The sequence below is a fragment of the Vreelandella alkaliphila genome, assembly GCF_016107625.1.
In the GTDB taxonomy this organism is placed as follows: Bacteria; Pseudomonadota; Gammaproteobacteria; order Pseudomonadales; family Halomonadaceae; genus Vreelandella; species Vreelandella alkaliphila.
In genome coordinates this window covers 10,661-25,275 of sequence record NZ_JABASV010000010.1, presented here as the reverse complement: position 1 = coordinate 25,275, position 14,615 = coordinate 10,661, and the positions used below count along the sequence as shown (strand labels likewise).

13 protein-coding genes and 3 tRNA genes are annotated in these 14,615 nt (G+C 49.9%); 5 read left to right on the top strand and 11 right to left on the bottom strand.

Annotation, left to right across the window (positions count from 1 at the left end):
- Window positions 1-24 precede the first annotated feature (24 nt).
- Window positions 25-981: a homoserine kinase gene (locus JFC11_RS14840; protein ID WP_038486264.1), complete on the top strand. Its 957-nt coding sequence runs from the start codon at window positions 25-27 to the stop codon at window positions 979-981.
- Window positions 981-2,900: a biosynthetic arginine decarboxylase gene (gene speA / locus JFC11_RS14835; protein WP_198349860.1), complete on the top strand. Its 1,920-nt coding sequence runs from the start codon at window positions 981-983 to the stop codon at window positions 2,898-2,900. The genes JFC11_RS14840 and speA overlap by 1 nt, the downstream gene beginning before the upstream one ends.
- Window positions 2,901-3,046: 146 nt before the next feature.
- On the opposite strand, the gene JFC11_RS14830 is transcribed toward speA, so the two are convergent.
- From JFC11_RS14830 to JFC11_RS14820, 3 genes are all read right to left on the bottom strand, one after another.
- Complete coding sequence (locus JFC11_RS14830) at window positions 3,047-3,712, bottom strand: fumarylacetoacetate hydrolase family protein (RefSeq protein ID WP_038478261.1); 666 nt, start codon at window positions 3,710-3,712, stop codon at window positions 3,047-3,049.
- Window positions 3,713-3,841: 129 nt separating this feature from the next.
- Window positions 3,842-4,825, bottom strand: coding sequence for an ectoine hydroxylase (thpD, locus tag JFC11_RS14825; protein ID WP_198349859.1), 984 nt, complete (start codon window positions 4,823-4,825; stop codon window positions 3,842-3,844).
- A gap of 187 nt (window positions 4,826-5,012) precedes the next feature.
- Window positions 5,013-5,819 (bottom strand): Crp/Fnr family transcriptional regulator, encoded by an 807-nt coding sequence (locus JFC11_RS14820; protein WP_198349858.1) that lies wholly within the window; start codon window positions 5,817-5,819, stop codon window positions 5,013-5,015.
- A 501-nt stretch (window positions 5,820-6,320) separates the two neighbouring features.
- Here JFC11_RS14820 and JFC11_RS14815 point away from each other — a divergent pair.
- Entirely contained in the window at window positions 6,321-6,770 is a 450-nt protein-coding gene (locus JFC11_RS14815) for an META domain-containing protein (RefSeq protein WP_038478271.1), read from the top strand.
- Between the two features lie 20 nt (window positions 6,771-6,790).
- Here the strand turns inward: JFC11_RS14815 and JFC11_RS14810 are convergent, their stop codons facing one another.
- A complete protein-coding gene (locus JFC11_RS14810; RefSeq protein ID WP_198349857.1) occupies window positions 6,791-7,750 on the bottom strand; it encodes a LysR family transcriptional regulator in 960 nt (319 codons plus the stop codon).
- A gap of 77 nt (window positions 7,751-7,827) precedes the next feature.
- Between JFC11_RS14810 and JFC11_RS14805 the strand changes: the two genes are divergently transcribed.
- Together JFC11_RS14805 and JFC11_RS14800 are read left to right on the top strand one after the other, a co-directional pair.
- The gene (locus JFC11_RS14805) at window positions 7,828-8,466 is read left to right on the top strand and encodes a DsbA family protein (RefSeq protein WP_038478275.1); all 639 of its coding nucleotides are present in this window, start codon (window positions 7,828-7,830) and stop codon (window positions 8,464-8,466) included.
- Between the two features lie 104 nt (window positions 8,467-8,570).
- Complete coding sequence (locus JFC11_RS14800; protein ID WP_198349856.1) at window positions 8,571-9,434, top strand: MBL fold metallo-hydrolase; 864 nt, start codon at window positions 8,571-8,573, stop codon at window positions 9,432-9,434.
- A 189-nt stretch (window positions 9,435-9,623) separates the two neighbouring features.
- Here the strand turns inward: JFC11_RS14800 and JFC11_RS14795 are convergent.
- The 7 genes from JFC11_RS14795 to JFC11_RS14765 form a co-directional block, all read right to left on the bottom strand.
- A tRNA-Thr gene (locus tag JFC11_RS14795) sits at window positions 9,624-9,699 on the bottom strand.
- Between the two features lie 72 nt (window positions 9,700-9,771).
- Window positions 9,772-9,846, bottom strand: a tRNA-Gln gene (locus tag JFC11_RS14790).
- Window positions 9,847-9,851: 5 nt separating this feature from the next.
- Window positions 9,852-9,927: transfer RNA gene (locus JFC11_RS14785), tRNA-Phe, on the bottom strand.
- A gap of 174 nt (window positions 9,928-10,101) precedes the next feature.
- Window positions 10,102-10,377 (bottom strand): oxidative damage protection protein, encoded by a 276-nt coding sequence (locus JFC11_RS14780; protein WP_083007102.1) that lies wholly within the window; start codon window positions 10,375-10,377, stop codon window positions 10,102-10,104.
- Window positions 10,378-10,432: 55 nt separating this feature from the next.
- Window positions 10,433-11,560, bottom strand: coding sequence for an A/G-specific adenine glycosylase (gene mutY / locus JFC11_RS14775; RefSeq protein ID WP_198349855.1), 1,128 nt, complete (start codon window positions 11,558-11,560; stop codon window positions 10,433-10,435).
- 143 nt (window positions 11,561-11,703) lie between these two features.
- Window positions 11,704-14,037: an AsmA family protein gene (locus JFC11_RS14770; protein WP_198349854.1), complete on the bottom strand. Its 2,334-nt coding sequence runs from the start codon at window positions 14,035-14,037 to the stop codon at window positions 11,704-11,706.
- Window positions 14,034-14,519 carry an acetyl-CoA sensor PanZ family protein gene (locus JFC11_RS14765; RefSeq protein ID WP_120386330.1) on the bottom strand — a complete coding sequence of 162 codons (486 nt, stop codon included), beginning with the start codon at window positions 14,517-14,519 and terminating at the stop codon, window positions 14,034-14,036. Before JFC11_RS14765 ends, JFC11_RS14770 begins: the two co-directional genes overlap by 4 nt.
- Window positions 14,520-14,615: the final 96 nt, after the last annotated feature.

Below are 14,615 nucleotides of genomic sequence, written 5' to 3'. Positions count from 1 at the left end.
CTTAGCAACCTGGGCGAGATTCTCATGGCTGTATTTACTCCGCTGAGCGACGTTCAGGTCGCCGCGTTTTTGGAAAAATTTGATGTAGGCAGCTTCGTTTCGCTACACGGCGTTGCCGGTGGCACAGAAAACTCGACGTTTTTTGTGACCACCGATCGTCGTGAGCTGGTGTTAACCCTGTTTGAACAGGGCGAACATGAAGAGCTGCCGTTTTTTGTCGAGTTGTTGGATTACCTGGATGAGCACCGTCTGCCGGTGCCCGGTACTATTCACGACCGCGAAGGGATTGCGCTACACAGTTTGGCAGGCAAGCCTGCCTTACTGTTTCCACGCCTACCAGGCAAGCATCCTAGCGCCCCTAACCTTGCCCAATGCCAAGCGCTGGGCAATACGTTGGGGCATTTGCATGTTGTCTCCCAGCGTTTTCCTGGCCATCGGCCAAACCCGCGCGACCTTCACTGGCTGCGAGCAGTGCATCACAAGGTGCTAACGTATATTAGCCCTGACGACCAAACGCTGATGAAAAATGAAGTCGATGACTTCGAAGGTGCCTTTAGCCAGCACGGCGAGCTACCGCAAGGAGCGCTTCACGGCGACTTATTCCGTGACAACACGCTGTTTGAGGGCGACCAATTAGGCGGTGTTATCGATTTTTACAACGGTTGTACCGGCGATTTGCTATTTGATCTCGCCATCGTCATTAACGACTGGGCAACCAATGAGGATGGCACGCTGAATGCTGAGCGTTATGAAGCCATTCTGAGCGCTTACCAAGCACGTCGCCCTCTCACCGCAGATGAACGTGAATTATGGCCAACCATGTTGCGCATGACGGCATTGCGATATTGGCTATCGCGCCTGCTGGTTGTCTATGTTGACCCACCTGCCCATGACCTAACGCCTCATGACCCTGAGCGTTTCCGAACCATTTTAAAAGCGCGCATTGCATTTGGCGCACTACCGCTCCCAGAGGTTTCTTGATGATCGAATCGGTGACCACCAGCGCCCAGGCCTTACGCGCCCGACGCACATGGAATATTGACCAATGGGGCAGTGGCTACTTTGATGTGAACGACCACGGGCAAGCCTTGGTTCGTCCGCTAGGTAGCGACGCAGAAGGCCCAGCATTGCCACTTAGCGGGCTTGTGCGTCAGTTGCAGACTGCGGGTCTGCGGTTGCCGGTACTGGTAAGGTTTAGCGACATTCTGCACGACCGCGTAGAACAGCTGTGCGGTGCGTTTGATATCGCGATGCAGGACATCGACTATCAGGGCGGCTACACAGCCGTTTATCCGATCAAAGTGAATCAGCAGCGCCGCGTGGTGGAAGAGATCCTCGCCACCTCCGAGCGAGGCAATGGTCGCGTAGGCTTAGAAGCAGGCAGTAAACCGGAGCTGCTGGCAGTGCTGGCGCTGTCTGATGGCGGCTCCTCGCTGATCGTCTGCAATGGTTATAAAGACCGCGAGTACGTTCGCCTAGCGCTGCTGGGTGAAAAGCTGGGGCATCGCGTTTACCTGGTCGTTGAGAAGCTGTCTGAGCTAGAGCTTATATTAGAAGAGGCGCGTGAGTTGGAAGTCACCCCGCGTATTGGTTTGCGGGCACGGCTTGCCTCAGTGGGTAAGGGTAAATGGCAAAATACCGGCGGCGAGAAGTCGAAGTTTGGTCTGACTGCCAGTCAAATTCTTGACGTAGTCGCGACCTTGCGCGCTCAAAATGCGTTAGAGAGCCTACAGTTAGTGCACTTTCATCTCGGCTCGCAAATTGCCAATATTCGCGACATTCAGCGCGGTCTGCGGGAATGCGCCCGTTTTTACCAAAACCTGATGAGCCTAGGGGCACCGATTGATACCGTCGATGTGGGTGGCGGTCTAGGAATCGACTACGAAGGCACCCGCTCACGTAGCTACTGCTCAGCCAACTACTCCATGCAGGAGTATGCACGTAACGTCGTTAGCGCCTTTGCGCAGCTGTGTCAGGAGGCTGACCTTCCCCAGCCTCATCTGATCAGCGAGTCAGGCCGTGCGCTAACGGCTCATCATGCCGTGTTGATCACCAACGTAATTGGCGAAGAGCGCGTTAACGATTCGCCTCCAGAGCGCTCTTCTCAGGAAGACCTCCAGGTGGAAGCCCTATGGCGGGTTTTTGAGCAGTTAGCCGAAAGCCAGGAGCCCCGTGTTTTGGTGGAAGCCTGGCATGATCTTCTGCAGGCGGTTAGTGAGCTGCAAGACCGTTTCGTAATGGGCTTAAGTGATATCAATGCCCGTGCCGAAGGTGAACGACTTTATATGGCAGCCTGTGCACGCCTACGCGGTCAACTCGATACCCGTAATCGCGCGCACCGGGAAATTATGGACGAACTGGCCGAAAAGCTAGCCGACAAGCTGTTTGTCAATTTCTCATTATTCCAGTCGGTGCCTGACGTTTGGGGAATCGAACAGATATTCCCTGTTCTGCCGTTGAGCGGGTTAGACCAACCCCCCACTCGTCGCGCAGTCATTCAGGATATTACCTGCGATTCAGATGGCCGCATTGATAGCTACGTGGATGGCCAAGGCGTGGAAAGCACACTACCGCTGCCCGAGTGGGCGAGCGACGACGAGCGTTGGCTAGGCTTCTTCCTGGTAGGTGCCTATCAGGAAATTCTCGGCGACTTGCACAACCTGTTCGGCGATACCGACTCAGTCGATGCCGCACTGGGTGAAGATGGCGAGTGGGTCCTTTCTAACCTACAGGCAGGCGATACGGTGGCCGATGTTTTAGCCTACGTGAATTTTGATGCTCGAGTGCTTAAGCAAAAGCTCACCGAGCAACTAATCACTAGCGGCTTTTCGACCCAAGAGCAGGCAAAGTTTGCCGCTAGCCTGAGCGAAGGCCTGGATGGCTACACCTATTTAGAATAGTGCTTATAGAACTGTGTTTATAGAACCGTGCTTATAAAATAGTGCTTTTAGAATAGGCCAACGAAAAAGCCACTGACATCGTCAGTGGCTTTTCGCATAACTGCTAACGCTTACCTATTGTTGGTTTTGGCGTCATCGCCATCCAACTACTCTACTACGCTAGTGGTGATTTCTAACCCGCCGGTCAACGTTAAACGCAGCGAAGCTCCACGGGGCAATTCGCCCACACCCGCAGGTGTGCCTGTCAAAATGACGTCACCCGGCTCTAGCGTGAAGTGACGACTCATCTCTGCCACCAACGTCGGGATCGCGAAGATCATATCGGCACCTTCTCCGTGTTGACGCTCTTCACCATCAATCTCAAGGGTGAACACCAGCGCGTTCCAATTGGGGATGCGGCTTAGCGGCAAAAACGGTGATAGTGGGCAAGCACCATCAAATGCTTTTGCTATTTCCCACGGGTGCCCTTTCTCTTTCAGCTTGGTTTGCACATCTCGCAGCGTTAAATCCATCGCCAGGCCAATACCCACAATGGCACGCTCTGCTTCATCTTGAGTAGCGTGAGTCAGTGTCTCTCCAACCAAAAGCGCAAGTTCGACTTCATAATGTACATCACCCCGTGAAAACGGCGGATCAAGAGGTTTAGTCAAGTCCACCACACTGGTGGCGGGCTTCATAAATAACAGTGGCTCACTGGGGACCGGATTATCCAGTTCTTTGGCATGGTCGGCATAGTTGCGGCCAACGCAGACGATTTTGCCCAACGCGTGGGGAAACTCCTGACCATCGGTAAACTGGGGAACAAAACACATGGCGGGTCCTCTCCTTCTCATTATGCGTGCCGCATTCGCAACGACAGGCGCAACAGTCTACCCCAGCTATGCGTATGTTCCACAACCTCTTCTATAGCATTTTATACATACTACTAGCGATACGTTAGATTATGCGTCGGGGGTCCAGCGATCCTCGGGCCCATGCGCCAAAAAGCTAGGGCGCTGCTTGGGAGCAGCAAACGGTGCAACACAGCGATTATCCGGACGATTAAATACAAAGAACACGTTGCTGCGGGGGTCAGGCGACAAATTGGCATTAGATGCATGCAACGTGTTGCAATCAAATAGCAACAGGCCACCAGCCCTACCCTTCGGCGCTTCAATGCCATATTTTGCTACTAACTGAGTCAGCGCTTCTTGGCTGGGTACGCCAATCTCCTGTGCTTTAAGCGAGCTTTTGTGGTTATCCTCCGGTGTTTCCCCCAAGCAGGGCACAAATTCTAAATGGGAGCCTGGAATCAGCATAAGCGGACCATTAAATTCATGGTTATCGGTCAAGATTAGTGAAGCGCTAACAGCATGCATATTCGGCATACCATCTTCCGCGTGCCACGTCTCGAAATCAGAGTGCCAATTGAACCCTTTACCCGCAAAGCCTGGCTTATAATTAATCCGTGACTGGTGCACGTAAGGATTAGCGCCAATGATCTGCCGGGCTGCACCCGCTAAGCGTTTGTCATTGGCCAGTTGACCTAATCGCTCAGAAAGCCTATGCACGGCAAATAACGAACGAATATCGTGGCTTTCTGGCTCAGTAACGCTGAATTCTTGATCGCGATAAGCATTATTACTCATCAATAATCTCATTTCATGGCGAAGTGCCTCTAGCTCTTCACCTGAAATGAGGCTTGGAATAAACAAAAAACCTTTGCGCTCAAACTCATCAAGCTGCTCTGGGGATAGCGGCCCTGATAAGTTCCAACCTTTAACCACCGCATCGCGACGCGGCTGAGTTAGCGAAGCTGGGGCTGCCGCTAGGCGCGTTGGGTACTCATCTTTCCCCGCTGTACGTTGCGCCGACGGCATATCTAACATTTCATTATATTGCTTATAGACAGTAATCGTTTTGAGAGAGTTGTTGCTGACTGTCATCTAATCCACTCCTTGTATGATTAAATTTCAGATCGATAAAACATGTAGCGGCTTTCACTTTCACATAACACAGCCAACAGGATAGCTAAACACTTAGCCATTTCAACCTATATACCTTAATTCACAACGTGTGTTATGAAATTTCTTTAACCCCTCTAAAAAAATAACTAGCAATAACTTTTAAAAACTAACCCAGACAAATATTCCCATAAATAAAATCACTATCAAAACCAGTATTTTCTGCCATTTCATCTGGCTTTAACAGCTTGATACTACTCCGATTTTTACGAATAATTTTTTTCTGTTCAAGCGCCGTCATACAGCGACTCACATGAACACTCGTCATACCTAAAAGCTCCCCAACAATTTCTTGTGTAACAGGAAAATCAAAAACATCGCCTTCTAAAAGCCCCTTAAATTTGAAACGTGCGTAAATTTCAAGTAAAAAGTGTGCAACTCTTTCTATTGACTGATGATGCGTACAACTTCTAAGGCGTTCTATCGTAACATTGTCATTCACCATGACATAAGACGTAATTGCCTTTCTAATCTCCTCATTTTCTTTACAAAGCGCATGAAGATAATCACCAGAAAATTTTATAAGTTCACAATTAGTAATAGGAAAGATAATTAAATCATGGCATTCAAAAAAACTTTCACGCATACCAATAATATCGCCAGGCATAAAAATATTACAAATACCCTGCCCACTTGTATTCGTTGAATGAGCTAGACTTGCCCACCCCTCTTTTATAACAAAAATATCGGAACGACCGTCACTTACAGCGAAAAACCGCTGACTTTTCTTTAGCTCCATAGGCTTCTGAGGCATTGTTGACAGCATATTGAGAGACCTTTCTCCCATTTCGCCATATAGACCCAGCACCTGCGATATATTAATACATGCCGCATTAATATTACCCAAGCTTCCAAGCTTACTCTTACGACTTATATCGTTCGCTGGGGGAACTCGATCCACAGTAAGCCCTTTCATCTCTACACTCCATTGTAGCTAGACAAAAATTGTGCACCTCGGTATAAAAGTACAAGCAAATAAATATTAAATACTTTTTCCGACAGAAAATATAGTCAATACTGAATTAACAAACAAGGTACTTTTATAACAGAAACGCGGAGCGTATTAAAAATAAAGAATTGACATTTGTTAAAAAACAACCATAAAACACTAATAATAGATAACACTCTTACATTAGACCCCTATTATCAATTGAGAAAATAGAAACGAAATTAATAATATTTTTCCATCGTATTATCTTCACATCGCATGCCGCCTCTCATGGTCTCATTAAACCAGTAGATTAGGCAGAAAAAAATAATCAAGCAAGGGCACATAAAACATGAGGTTTACTATTTATATAAAACATTAAAAAAGGAACAGATTCAGGTTAGCAAAAAAATATCGGCCATAAACCAAGGTAGCAAAACATTATCAATCCGATTATTATTTTATGACGCAAACCTAGAGAAACGCTTTATGAAAAAATTTTCCCTTATCGCATCTACTCTTATTATCCTGTTAGCTAGCGGGTGCCAATCACACTCAGCGCCTCATCAAGCAGCCAAGCCTGACGAAACGCTAACCAATACGTACTGGAAACTGGTCACGCTTGAAGGGCAACCCATCATCACCGCTGAGAACTTTCGCGAGCCTCACCTTGTGCTCCATGAAGAAGATACACGGCTTGCTGGCTCAACTGGCTGCAATACCTTGATTGGCAGTTACCGTGTTGATGGTAAGCAAATAGCATTTGAACAAGTTGGTACCACGATGATGGCCTGCCCCGACACTCAAATGCGTAACGAGCAGGCAATGCTAAGCACACTTAATAACGTAGACACTTGGCAAGTAGACGGTGGTTCCTTGTCACTTAACAATGCCAATGGCAAACCAGTGGCAGTATTTGAGGCCGTGCATCTTTATTAGCCATCGGTTTGGAGGCAAACTCACTTAATGAAAGCGCCCTCTTGTCGCTGCTGCTCTCTATGCGCAAGTATGTCGACAAATGCACGCACTTTCGCAGGACGAAAACGTGCTAATGGGAAAACGACATGTATGCCGCCGGAGGGCAAACTCCACTGGGGTAAAATATGTATAAGGCGTCCGGCGGCTATGTCGCCTGCAATGACATAATCCGGCAATACCGAGATTCCTGCACCAGCGTACAACGCTTCGCGTACCGCGAGTGTCGCATCAAGAAAGATTGAGGCGCGCACGTGGATGGTTCTGCGTTCACCCTTACTGAGTGAAAACTCCCACTGCAATGGATGGGGCAGCGCTTTATTAGCAATGAACGGGAATTTCAATAACTCTTCCGGCTGAGAGAGCTGCGCCACCTCTTTTTCAAGGCTTGGCGATGCAACGAGCAGTTGCTGAAAAGAGCCTATTTTCCTTGCCTGCACGCTTGCCTCTGTTAGCCAACCAACACGGATAGCCAGTTCGATATCCTCAGCCATCAGATCGACTTTTTGATCCCGCAGCGTTGCATCGACCCGGCAATCGGGATATTGCTGGGTATATGCAGCAATCGCAGGCACCACAAAGGTGACACCGTAATCGAAAGGGGCGGTCAACCGTAATGTGCCTGTCGGCTCCTGGGCTATTTCGCCTAACTCATCAAAAGCATCTTCAGCTTCACGGAGAATCAAGGCACAGCGTTGGTAAAACACTTTTCCAGCGGAGGTAACTTGTACCGATCGCGTCGTACGCGTAAGGAGAGAGGTTCTAAATTCTTGTTCAAGACGTGCCACCTGCTGGCTAACCACCGCCTTGGTGATACCCAGACGCTCTGCGGCGGCCGTAAAAGACCCCGTTTCAACCACAGCAGAAAAATACGCTAAGCGCCGCAAGTTATTAAATCCGCCTAGTTTACTTCCACTTCGACTGTATGCTTTTTCCATACGCATAATATGCTTCGTATGTATTTATCCGTCAATACAATCTCTTTAGCATGCGAGTCAATCATGTATAGAGAGACTCGACTATGAATAACACTTTGTATTACCTATTCGATCCTTTGTGTGGCTGGTGCTATGGCGCAACATCATCTGTTTCAGACGTGATCGCGGCAGACGATATAAAAGTGGTTCTGTTACCCAGCGGCCTTTTCACAGGCCGTGGCGGAAGGCAAATGGATCATGAATTCGCGGCCTATGCCTGGAGTAACGATCAGCGGATTGAGCGCCTAACGGGACAACTATTCACTCAACTATATCGCGATCACGTGTTAAGCGATCATCATCAGCGGTTTGATAGTAGTGCCGCTACGCTAGCGCTAACGGCAGTATCGCTTGCCGCACCCGCCGATGAGTTCGAGGCTTTAAAAGCAATCCAATACGCACGCTACGTACAGGGTCGAGACGTGACATCTCAAGTCACGTTGGTTGAGATTCTACAAGGACTTGAGCTGACACAAGCGGCAGAGTTAATGACAAGTGCCAGTGAAACACTTATGCATTCCAATCGTTCTCGAATTTCACAGGCTCAAACACTAATGCAGAAGCTTAACGTTCGAGGAGTGCCCACGTTCATCGCTCAGTCGAGTGAAAACCTAAAGGCTCTTTCCACGAATGAGTTGTATGCCAACCCCAGTGCGCTAGCCCAACAGATACGCGCGCTATAACGCACCAACTTAATCAATTGACCCTCTAAACAAAATTGCAGAAGGAAGAAAAAATGGCTACTCGGCGTATGTTTTTAAAGTCATTAACTGCCTTAGGATTATCCATGGCTATAAGCACTGGTAACCTAAGTGGCATAAAAAAGAGCCTCGCGTCTGATGATCAATTAAGTTGGCAGCACTTTCCTGCTGGAGAGCATGGCTTTTTCCGAGCGCCCGTACTGGTGACGGGAGCAACAGAGGCAGTATTAATTGACAGCGGCTTTACCTTATCTGACGGACGTGCCGTTGCCGAGGCAGTCCAACAGAGCGGTAAGCAGCTAACCACCGTCTACATTAGCCAAAGCGATCCTGATTACTATTTTGGCCTTGGCGCGATAAAAGCAGCCTTCCCTGATGCTCGCATTGTCGCAGCTTCAGCTACCGTTGATGCTATCGAAGCTAATGTAGAGAAAAAAATCTCTACATGGTCACCCCAACTTCAAGACAATGGCCCTCAGTCACTTGATGATATCGTTATGCCTGAGGTTTTCGACGGCCATTTATTGCAAGTCGATGGTGAAGATATCCAGATTGTTGACGTGGAGGGTTTACCTAATCGTCGCTATCTTTGGGCTCCTTCCTTAAATGCTGTTTTTGGAGGTGTGCTGGTATTCTCAGACCTACATGTGTGGATAGCAGACACCCCTACTGCTGAACAGCGAGCGGCTTGGATACAAGCGCTTGATGAAATGGCAGCACGCTTTCCCAAGGTCGTTATACCCGGTCACATGCAACCTGACGCAGCTATTGATGCTTCCGCGATTCAATATACACGTGACTACCTATTAGCATTTGAAGAAGAGCTCGCCAAAGCGAATAACAGCGATGAACTCATTGAAGCAATGACCCGTCGCTACCCAAATGCAAAGCTAAGCGTTGCACTACAGATTGGCGCTAAAGTAGCTATGGGGGAAATGGACTGGGGATAGTCATTTTTCCCTGTAGTATAGAGGTGGCCGATGACTATCTTTCTGTAATGGCAGCTTGGTCACCCAACTTGCAAGGTTCAGTTGTGAAGGTGCCCACGCTGTAGACACTTTATAGACACATACGAAAAAGCCGCCCTTTCGGACGGCTTGATCTAATTCTCTAACGCTTCGATTTTAACCACTCTTAATTGGTGCCGACACCAGGAGTCGAACCCGGGACCTACTGATTACAAGTCAGTTGCTCTACCAACTGAGCTATGTCGGCTCTTCGCGCTTTCTTGAGAATATGATTGCTTCACTGTTAAGCTTTGCAATCAACAAGAAATCTTGTTGGCAATGGCTGGGGTACCAGGATTCGAACCTGGGAATGCCGATACCAAAAACCGGTGCCTTACCACTTGGCGATACCCCAACGTTTGGTGGCCAGAGACGGAATCGAACCGCCGACACGGGGATTTTCAATCCCCTGCTCTACCAACTGAGCTATCTGGCCGCTGCCAACGGTGCGTATTAAACTAAAAACTCAGCTTTTCGTCAACACTTTCGTGAAACTTTCTTTCTAGTCACGTGCTTAGGGCACTTCTTTGCAGGGCTCAAAACGTGCAAAAGCCGCGCCATCCGTGGGCTGCACCGAGTTTCACTTCTTACAGCCTTGCTTCCTGAACGCTTAAGCCTGGGTAGGCGGCACGTAACCTTCAGCTTGATCCGTTGCTTCGTTATTTAGAAAACGCTGCATTTGATCCATCAAATAGGCGCGCGCCTCAGGCTCTAACATGTTGAGGTGCTTTTCATTAATCAAGCGCGTTTGCAACGACTGCCACTCTTCCCAGGCCTGCTTAGACACGGTGGCTTGAATCTCTTGTCCCTGCTTACCTGGTAATGGTGGAAATGGCAGGGCGGGCAGCTCTTGTTGGTACTTGCGGCAGAAAACGGTGGTGCTCATGGTGTGCTCCTTTATGAATAACGGTGCGAATATAAAAGTAATAACGCGAGTGAGGTTAGCGCGACGGCCCTGGCGTTGGATCTAAGGAAAAAGGCGCCAGCTGGCTCAGCAGCGATTTAACCGGCGCAGCCAAGCCAAGCGTGGGCGGTTCGTCAACGTCATACCACACGCCATCTTCTCTTACGCCGTTCAGCCTATCGCAACTGACGGGCTGAGGCGTAATCAATAGCCGAAAATGACTAAACGTATGAGTAAAGCTGGGCAGTGGCGCATGGCGTTCGGGGGACGTCACATGATCAGCCAGCCAATCGTTCAGTTCACTATGCTGCTCAAATTGAGGCAGGCTCCATAAGCCTCCCCACAAGCCGCTGGGTGGCCGTTGCTCTAACCACACCCGCCCTTGCCTGTCTCGTAGCATCAGCATAATGGTTTCACGCGTCGGCAAGGCTTTTTTAGGCTTGGATTCGGGAAAGCGTTGCGGCTCACCTTGGGCATAGGCACGGCATACGTCGTTAAACGGACAGATCAGGCAATCAGGTTTGCTGCGCTTACATAGCGTGGCGCCGAAATCCATGATGGCTTGGGTATAGTCGGCAAGACGGGTATTGGGCGTGAAATACTCAGCCAGTGTCCATAGTGAACGCTCTACTGCTGGCTTGCCTGGCCAGCCAGCAATGGCATGCAAGCGAGTCAGCGATCGTTTTACATTGCCATCTAAAATCGCGGCCTGTTGACCAGAACGTTGTTTATCAGAGCTATGTTTATCAGAACTTTGCGCGATGATCGCGCCAGCAGTGGAACGGCCTATACCCGGCAGCGCCATTAACGCTTCGACACTGTCCGTTGGCAGCTCTCCCCCATGGGACGCTAACGCCACTTGAGCCGCTTTATGCAAATTACGGGCACGGGCGTAGTAACCCAGCCCGGTCCAAAGATGCAGCACGTCGTCCTGAGGTGCGTTGGCCAGTGCTTCTAACGTGGGAAAGCGCGTCATAAAGCGTTTGAAATAGGGAATGACCGTAGCGACCTGGGTTTGTTGGAGCATAATTTCAGATACCCATACCCGGTAGGCACTTCGGGGCGACTGCCAAGGCAGGTCATGCCGTCCATACTGATCGAACCAGGTAAGCAAGCGACGTTGAAACTCTTCCGCCGCGAGGCACGGTGTAAACATGTCGGCCATAGGATTTCCTTAAACAGTAAAACGGCACCCTGCAATTAGCCGTCAGTTGGCCTTGCTATTATGTGGCTAACTAACACGCAAAAAAGCGCCGGCGGTAAGGCCGGCGCGCACTTATTGTATCGATTCAAAACGTGCATGAATGCTCAGTTAAATAGACGACGAATCCCCTCACGAAGTTCCTGACCAGCACCTTCTCCTAGGCGTTCGTCAATTTGATCAAGCGAATCGCCCAGCCGTTCCTCAAGCTCTTCTTCAAGACGGCTGCCTGCTTCATTACGTAGTAGGTCTATCACCGCTGCTTGGAAAGCCGAACGATCAAATCGGCACCACTGGGTTTTATCGTCGCCCACATGGCCTTCACAGCGAACAGGAAGAGGCAACTGCTCTAAACGCGGGTTCACGTTACAGGCAGCATCTGCTGTGTCGACCAGCCTAGCATTTGCCTCAGTCGTAAAATTCAGCGTATTGAGATTGAATTCGCCTTCACCTTGTACGTCAATGCCAGGAAGGGTGATAAGCAAATCGTCACTGTTTACTACGCCATTACGCACTTGGAAGGTCGCGTCAAACCGTTCAAAGCGCGTATCAGGTTCCCATTCGCGCAGGGTGCCTTCGCCCTCTAGCTGCGCCACTATCTCACACATTTGCTGAGAGATATTCGTTTGCAGAATAGCGCCGTCGTTCAGTTGTGCACTTAGCTCGCCGTTAAGATTATTGGTGAGCACATCACGGCGATTGCCTTGGGTAGTCAGTGCGCCTTCCAAGTTGAAGCGGCCTCGTAACGGTGACGCCTCTTCGCTAAAGGTTTCAATGAGCGGTGCGACCTGAACATCACTGACACGTGGAGAAATCTGCCATTCCAGTACGTTTGCTGTCGCATCTAGACGGCCAGTCGAATTAAGCTCGCCCTCATAAAAACGCGACTCAAAGGCTGTCAGTTGGTGCACTCCATTCTCGCCGCGCAAGCTTAGCGAAGTGCCATCGAACGTTAATCCAGCCAGCACAAGCTGGTCGACGCTTAAGTCCCCCTCTAGCGATAGCGTGCTCAGCCATTCCTGAGGTAATAGTGCCCCATCGGTTTGGGCGAAGGCTTTGCGCAGCATGCCTCGGCTAGCTTGTTGAGCGGTTTCCGGACCAGGCAGATAATGATCAATATTCAGTTGATCGCCTTCCAGATTAAAGGCGAGCCGAGTACCGTCCAGCGCGGCGGAAATATTACCTGTAAAGGTACTGTCGTCCACTACTAAGGAAAGACGCGGCAGTGCAATACTCGTCATATCGCCTTCAATTGGGCTAGTCATCGCCACATCTCTCAGGGCACTTTCATTGGCCGTATTGAGAGTAATGCCTGCGCGAGATAACCAAGGCCGCAATGTAAAAGGCGCTGCGGTGAGTTGGCCGCTGTACTGAGGAGAGTCTAAAAGTTTTTCGACATTGAGATGGCCGCTGACTCTCAGTCCATCCGGCCCGGTTAACTGAGCATCTTTAAACTGAGCAGTTTGCGCCGCCCAGTCACTTTCCAAACCAAATGCCAACGAAAGCGCGAGGCTACCCTGCCAATTGTCTGGATGACGTAAGCCCGCGTCAACGACACCCTCGCGAATCGTAAGTTGCTGCTCACCCATTCGGGCAACTATTTCAGCTGCTTTCAAACTAAGCTGCTGCGGATCACTTTCTCCAGAGCGTCTCGTACGAGTCGTCAACTGGATATTTTCAAAAACCAGCTGCTCATCTTTCAAACCTAAACGAAGACGAGTTTCGAGATTCACTTCGCTGCTCAGGTCGGGCGTACGCTCCAACACCTCTGCATCTAAGCGATTATGCTTAGTTAATGTGAACATGGTTTTTAAAGGGAAGGAGCGTAACGGATTGACGTTGGCGCCTGAAATATTGAGCGACTGCACACGCCAAAGTGCTTGGCTTTGCTCATCACGAAAACGAATATCAGCATTTTTCACTTCTACACTGGCAATATTCAGCACCACCGACAAATTACCAGCATCTGCGTTGGGGCCAGCGCTTGCAGGCGCCAGTACCGTTTCCGCTGTTTCGTTACCCTGCTCAGCGAGGCGCTCTAGTAACGGCTGCCAATTACCTTCGCCCTGCTCATCCTTTTCAAGGTTTAAGCGCATGCCATCTAGGGTTAAGCCGTCAACCGCTATTTCGCCGCGTAATAAAGGGGCAAAGGCTACGCTAACTTCAGCTCGCTCAATGGCGGCAAACGCACTCTCGTCCTGAGCTTGCTCTGGCAGCCACGCTTTTGCCTGCTCAACACTGACCCCTATACGCGGATAAAATGACCATGTGATTGGGCCTTCCAACGCTAGATTCAGGCCAGTTTGTTCTTCTACCACCGCAGTTAGCCGAGGCTTGAAATCTTCTGGGTCAAGAAAAGTGGTGACATACACCACTGCGGCAACGGCAACAATCGCTAAAATACCTACCGCAGCCAGCAAAATACGTAGTAGATGATTCATAGCCCTTTTCCTTGTGGGTCTAGCTCAACAAAATCACTGGTGATGGAATCATCCGACTGTGCGGATGATCCAGGGGCTACGGGGCGATAACCAAGCTTTGAGAGCAGTACTCGATCTGCTAACGGCAGCGACGACGTTTCGATGCGCAGCACACGTCCTTCTTGTTTTGCCTGCTCTCCTAACAGTGCCATTAGTCGCGCGCCTACGCCACGCCGTCGGGTGGGTTTACGCACGCACAGCTCGGAGAGCCACCACGCGCGGTCAGCTGCCTCTTTTATTGCCACCGCACCGAGCAGTCGATCGTTAAAATGTGCGCAGGCAAAAAAGTGCTGCCCTTTTAAATGCTGTTCGATAAAAGGGGCGACCGTTGGTGTAGGCATTCGCTCTTGGGGCGCATCTTCATAAATGCGTATTAGGTCAATACGCACCTGCTCCTCTGCTTCCCAACGGGCCTGGTCGACGTAATGCAATGTCACCGGCATGGTGAAATCCTCTTTGCCAAAGCAGCAAGGCTGCTATTCTACCGCCAGCAAAGGCGGCTACCTTTCGCGCATTGTAGCGGATGGGGGCACCGATTC

Excerpts from the sequence above, each read along its gene's own strand:
- JFC11_RS14805 (WP_038478275.1), top strand. The coding sequence starts at position 7,828 with ATGAATAACACTTTGTATTACCTATTCGATCCTTTGTGTGGCTGGTGC.
- JFC11_RS14780 (WP_083007102.1), bottom strand. The coding sequence starts at position 10,377 with ATGAGCACCACCGTTTTCTGCCGCAAGTACCAACAAGAGCTGCCCGCC.
- JFC11_RS14770 (WP_198349854.1), bottom strand. The coding sequence starts at position 14,037 with ATGAATCATCTACTACGTATTTTGCTGGCTGCGGTAGGTATTTTAGCG.
- JFC11_RS14810 (WP_198349857.1), bottom strand. The coding sequence starts at position 7,750 with ATGCGTATGGAAAAAGCATACAGTCGAAGTGGAAGTAAACTAGGCGGA.
- JFC11_RS14840 (WP_038486264.1), top strand. The coding sequence starts at position 25 with ATGGCTGTATTTACTCCGCTGAGCGACGTTCAGGTCGCCGCGTTTTTG.
- thpD (WP_198349859.1), bottom strand. The coding sequence starts at position 4,825 with ATGACAGTCAGCAACAACTCTCTCAAAACGATTACTGTCTATAAGCAA.
- mutY (WP_198349855.1), bottom strand. The coding sequence starts at position 11,560 with ATGGCCGACATGTTTACACCGTGCCTCGCGGCGGAAGAGTTTCAACGT.
- JFC11_RS14830 (WP_038478261.1), bottom strand. The coding sequence starts at position 3,712 with ATGTGTTTTGTTCCCCAGTTTACCGATGGTCAGGAGTTTCCCCACGCG.
- JFC11_RS14800 (WP_198349856.1), top strand. The coding sequence starts at position 8,571 with ATGGCTATAAGCACTGGTAACCTAAGTGGCATAAAAAAGAGCCTCGCG.
- speA (WP_198349860.1), top strand. The coding sequence starts at position 981 with ATGATCGAATCGGTGACCACCAGCGCCCAGGCCTTACGCGCCCGACGC.
- JFC11_RS14815 (WP_038478271.1), top strand. The coding sequence starts at position 6,321 with ATGAAAAAATTTTCCCTTATCGCATCTACTCTTATTATCCTGTTAGCT.
- JFC11_RS14765 (WP_120386330.1), bottom strand. The coding sequence starts at position 14,519 with ATGCCGGTGACATTGCATTACGTCGACCAGGCCCGTTGGGAAGCAGAG.
- JFC11_RS14820 (WP_198349858.1), bottom strand. The coding sequence starts at position 5,819 with ATGAAAGGGCTTACTGTGGATCGAGTTCCCCCAGCGAACGATATAAGT.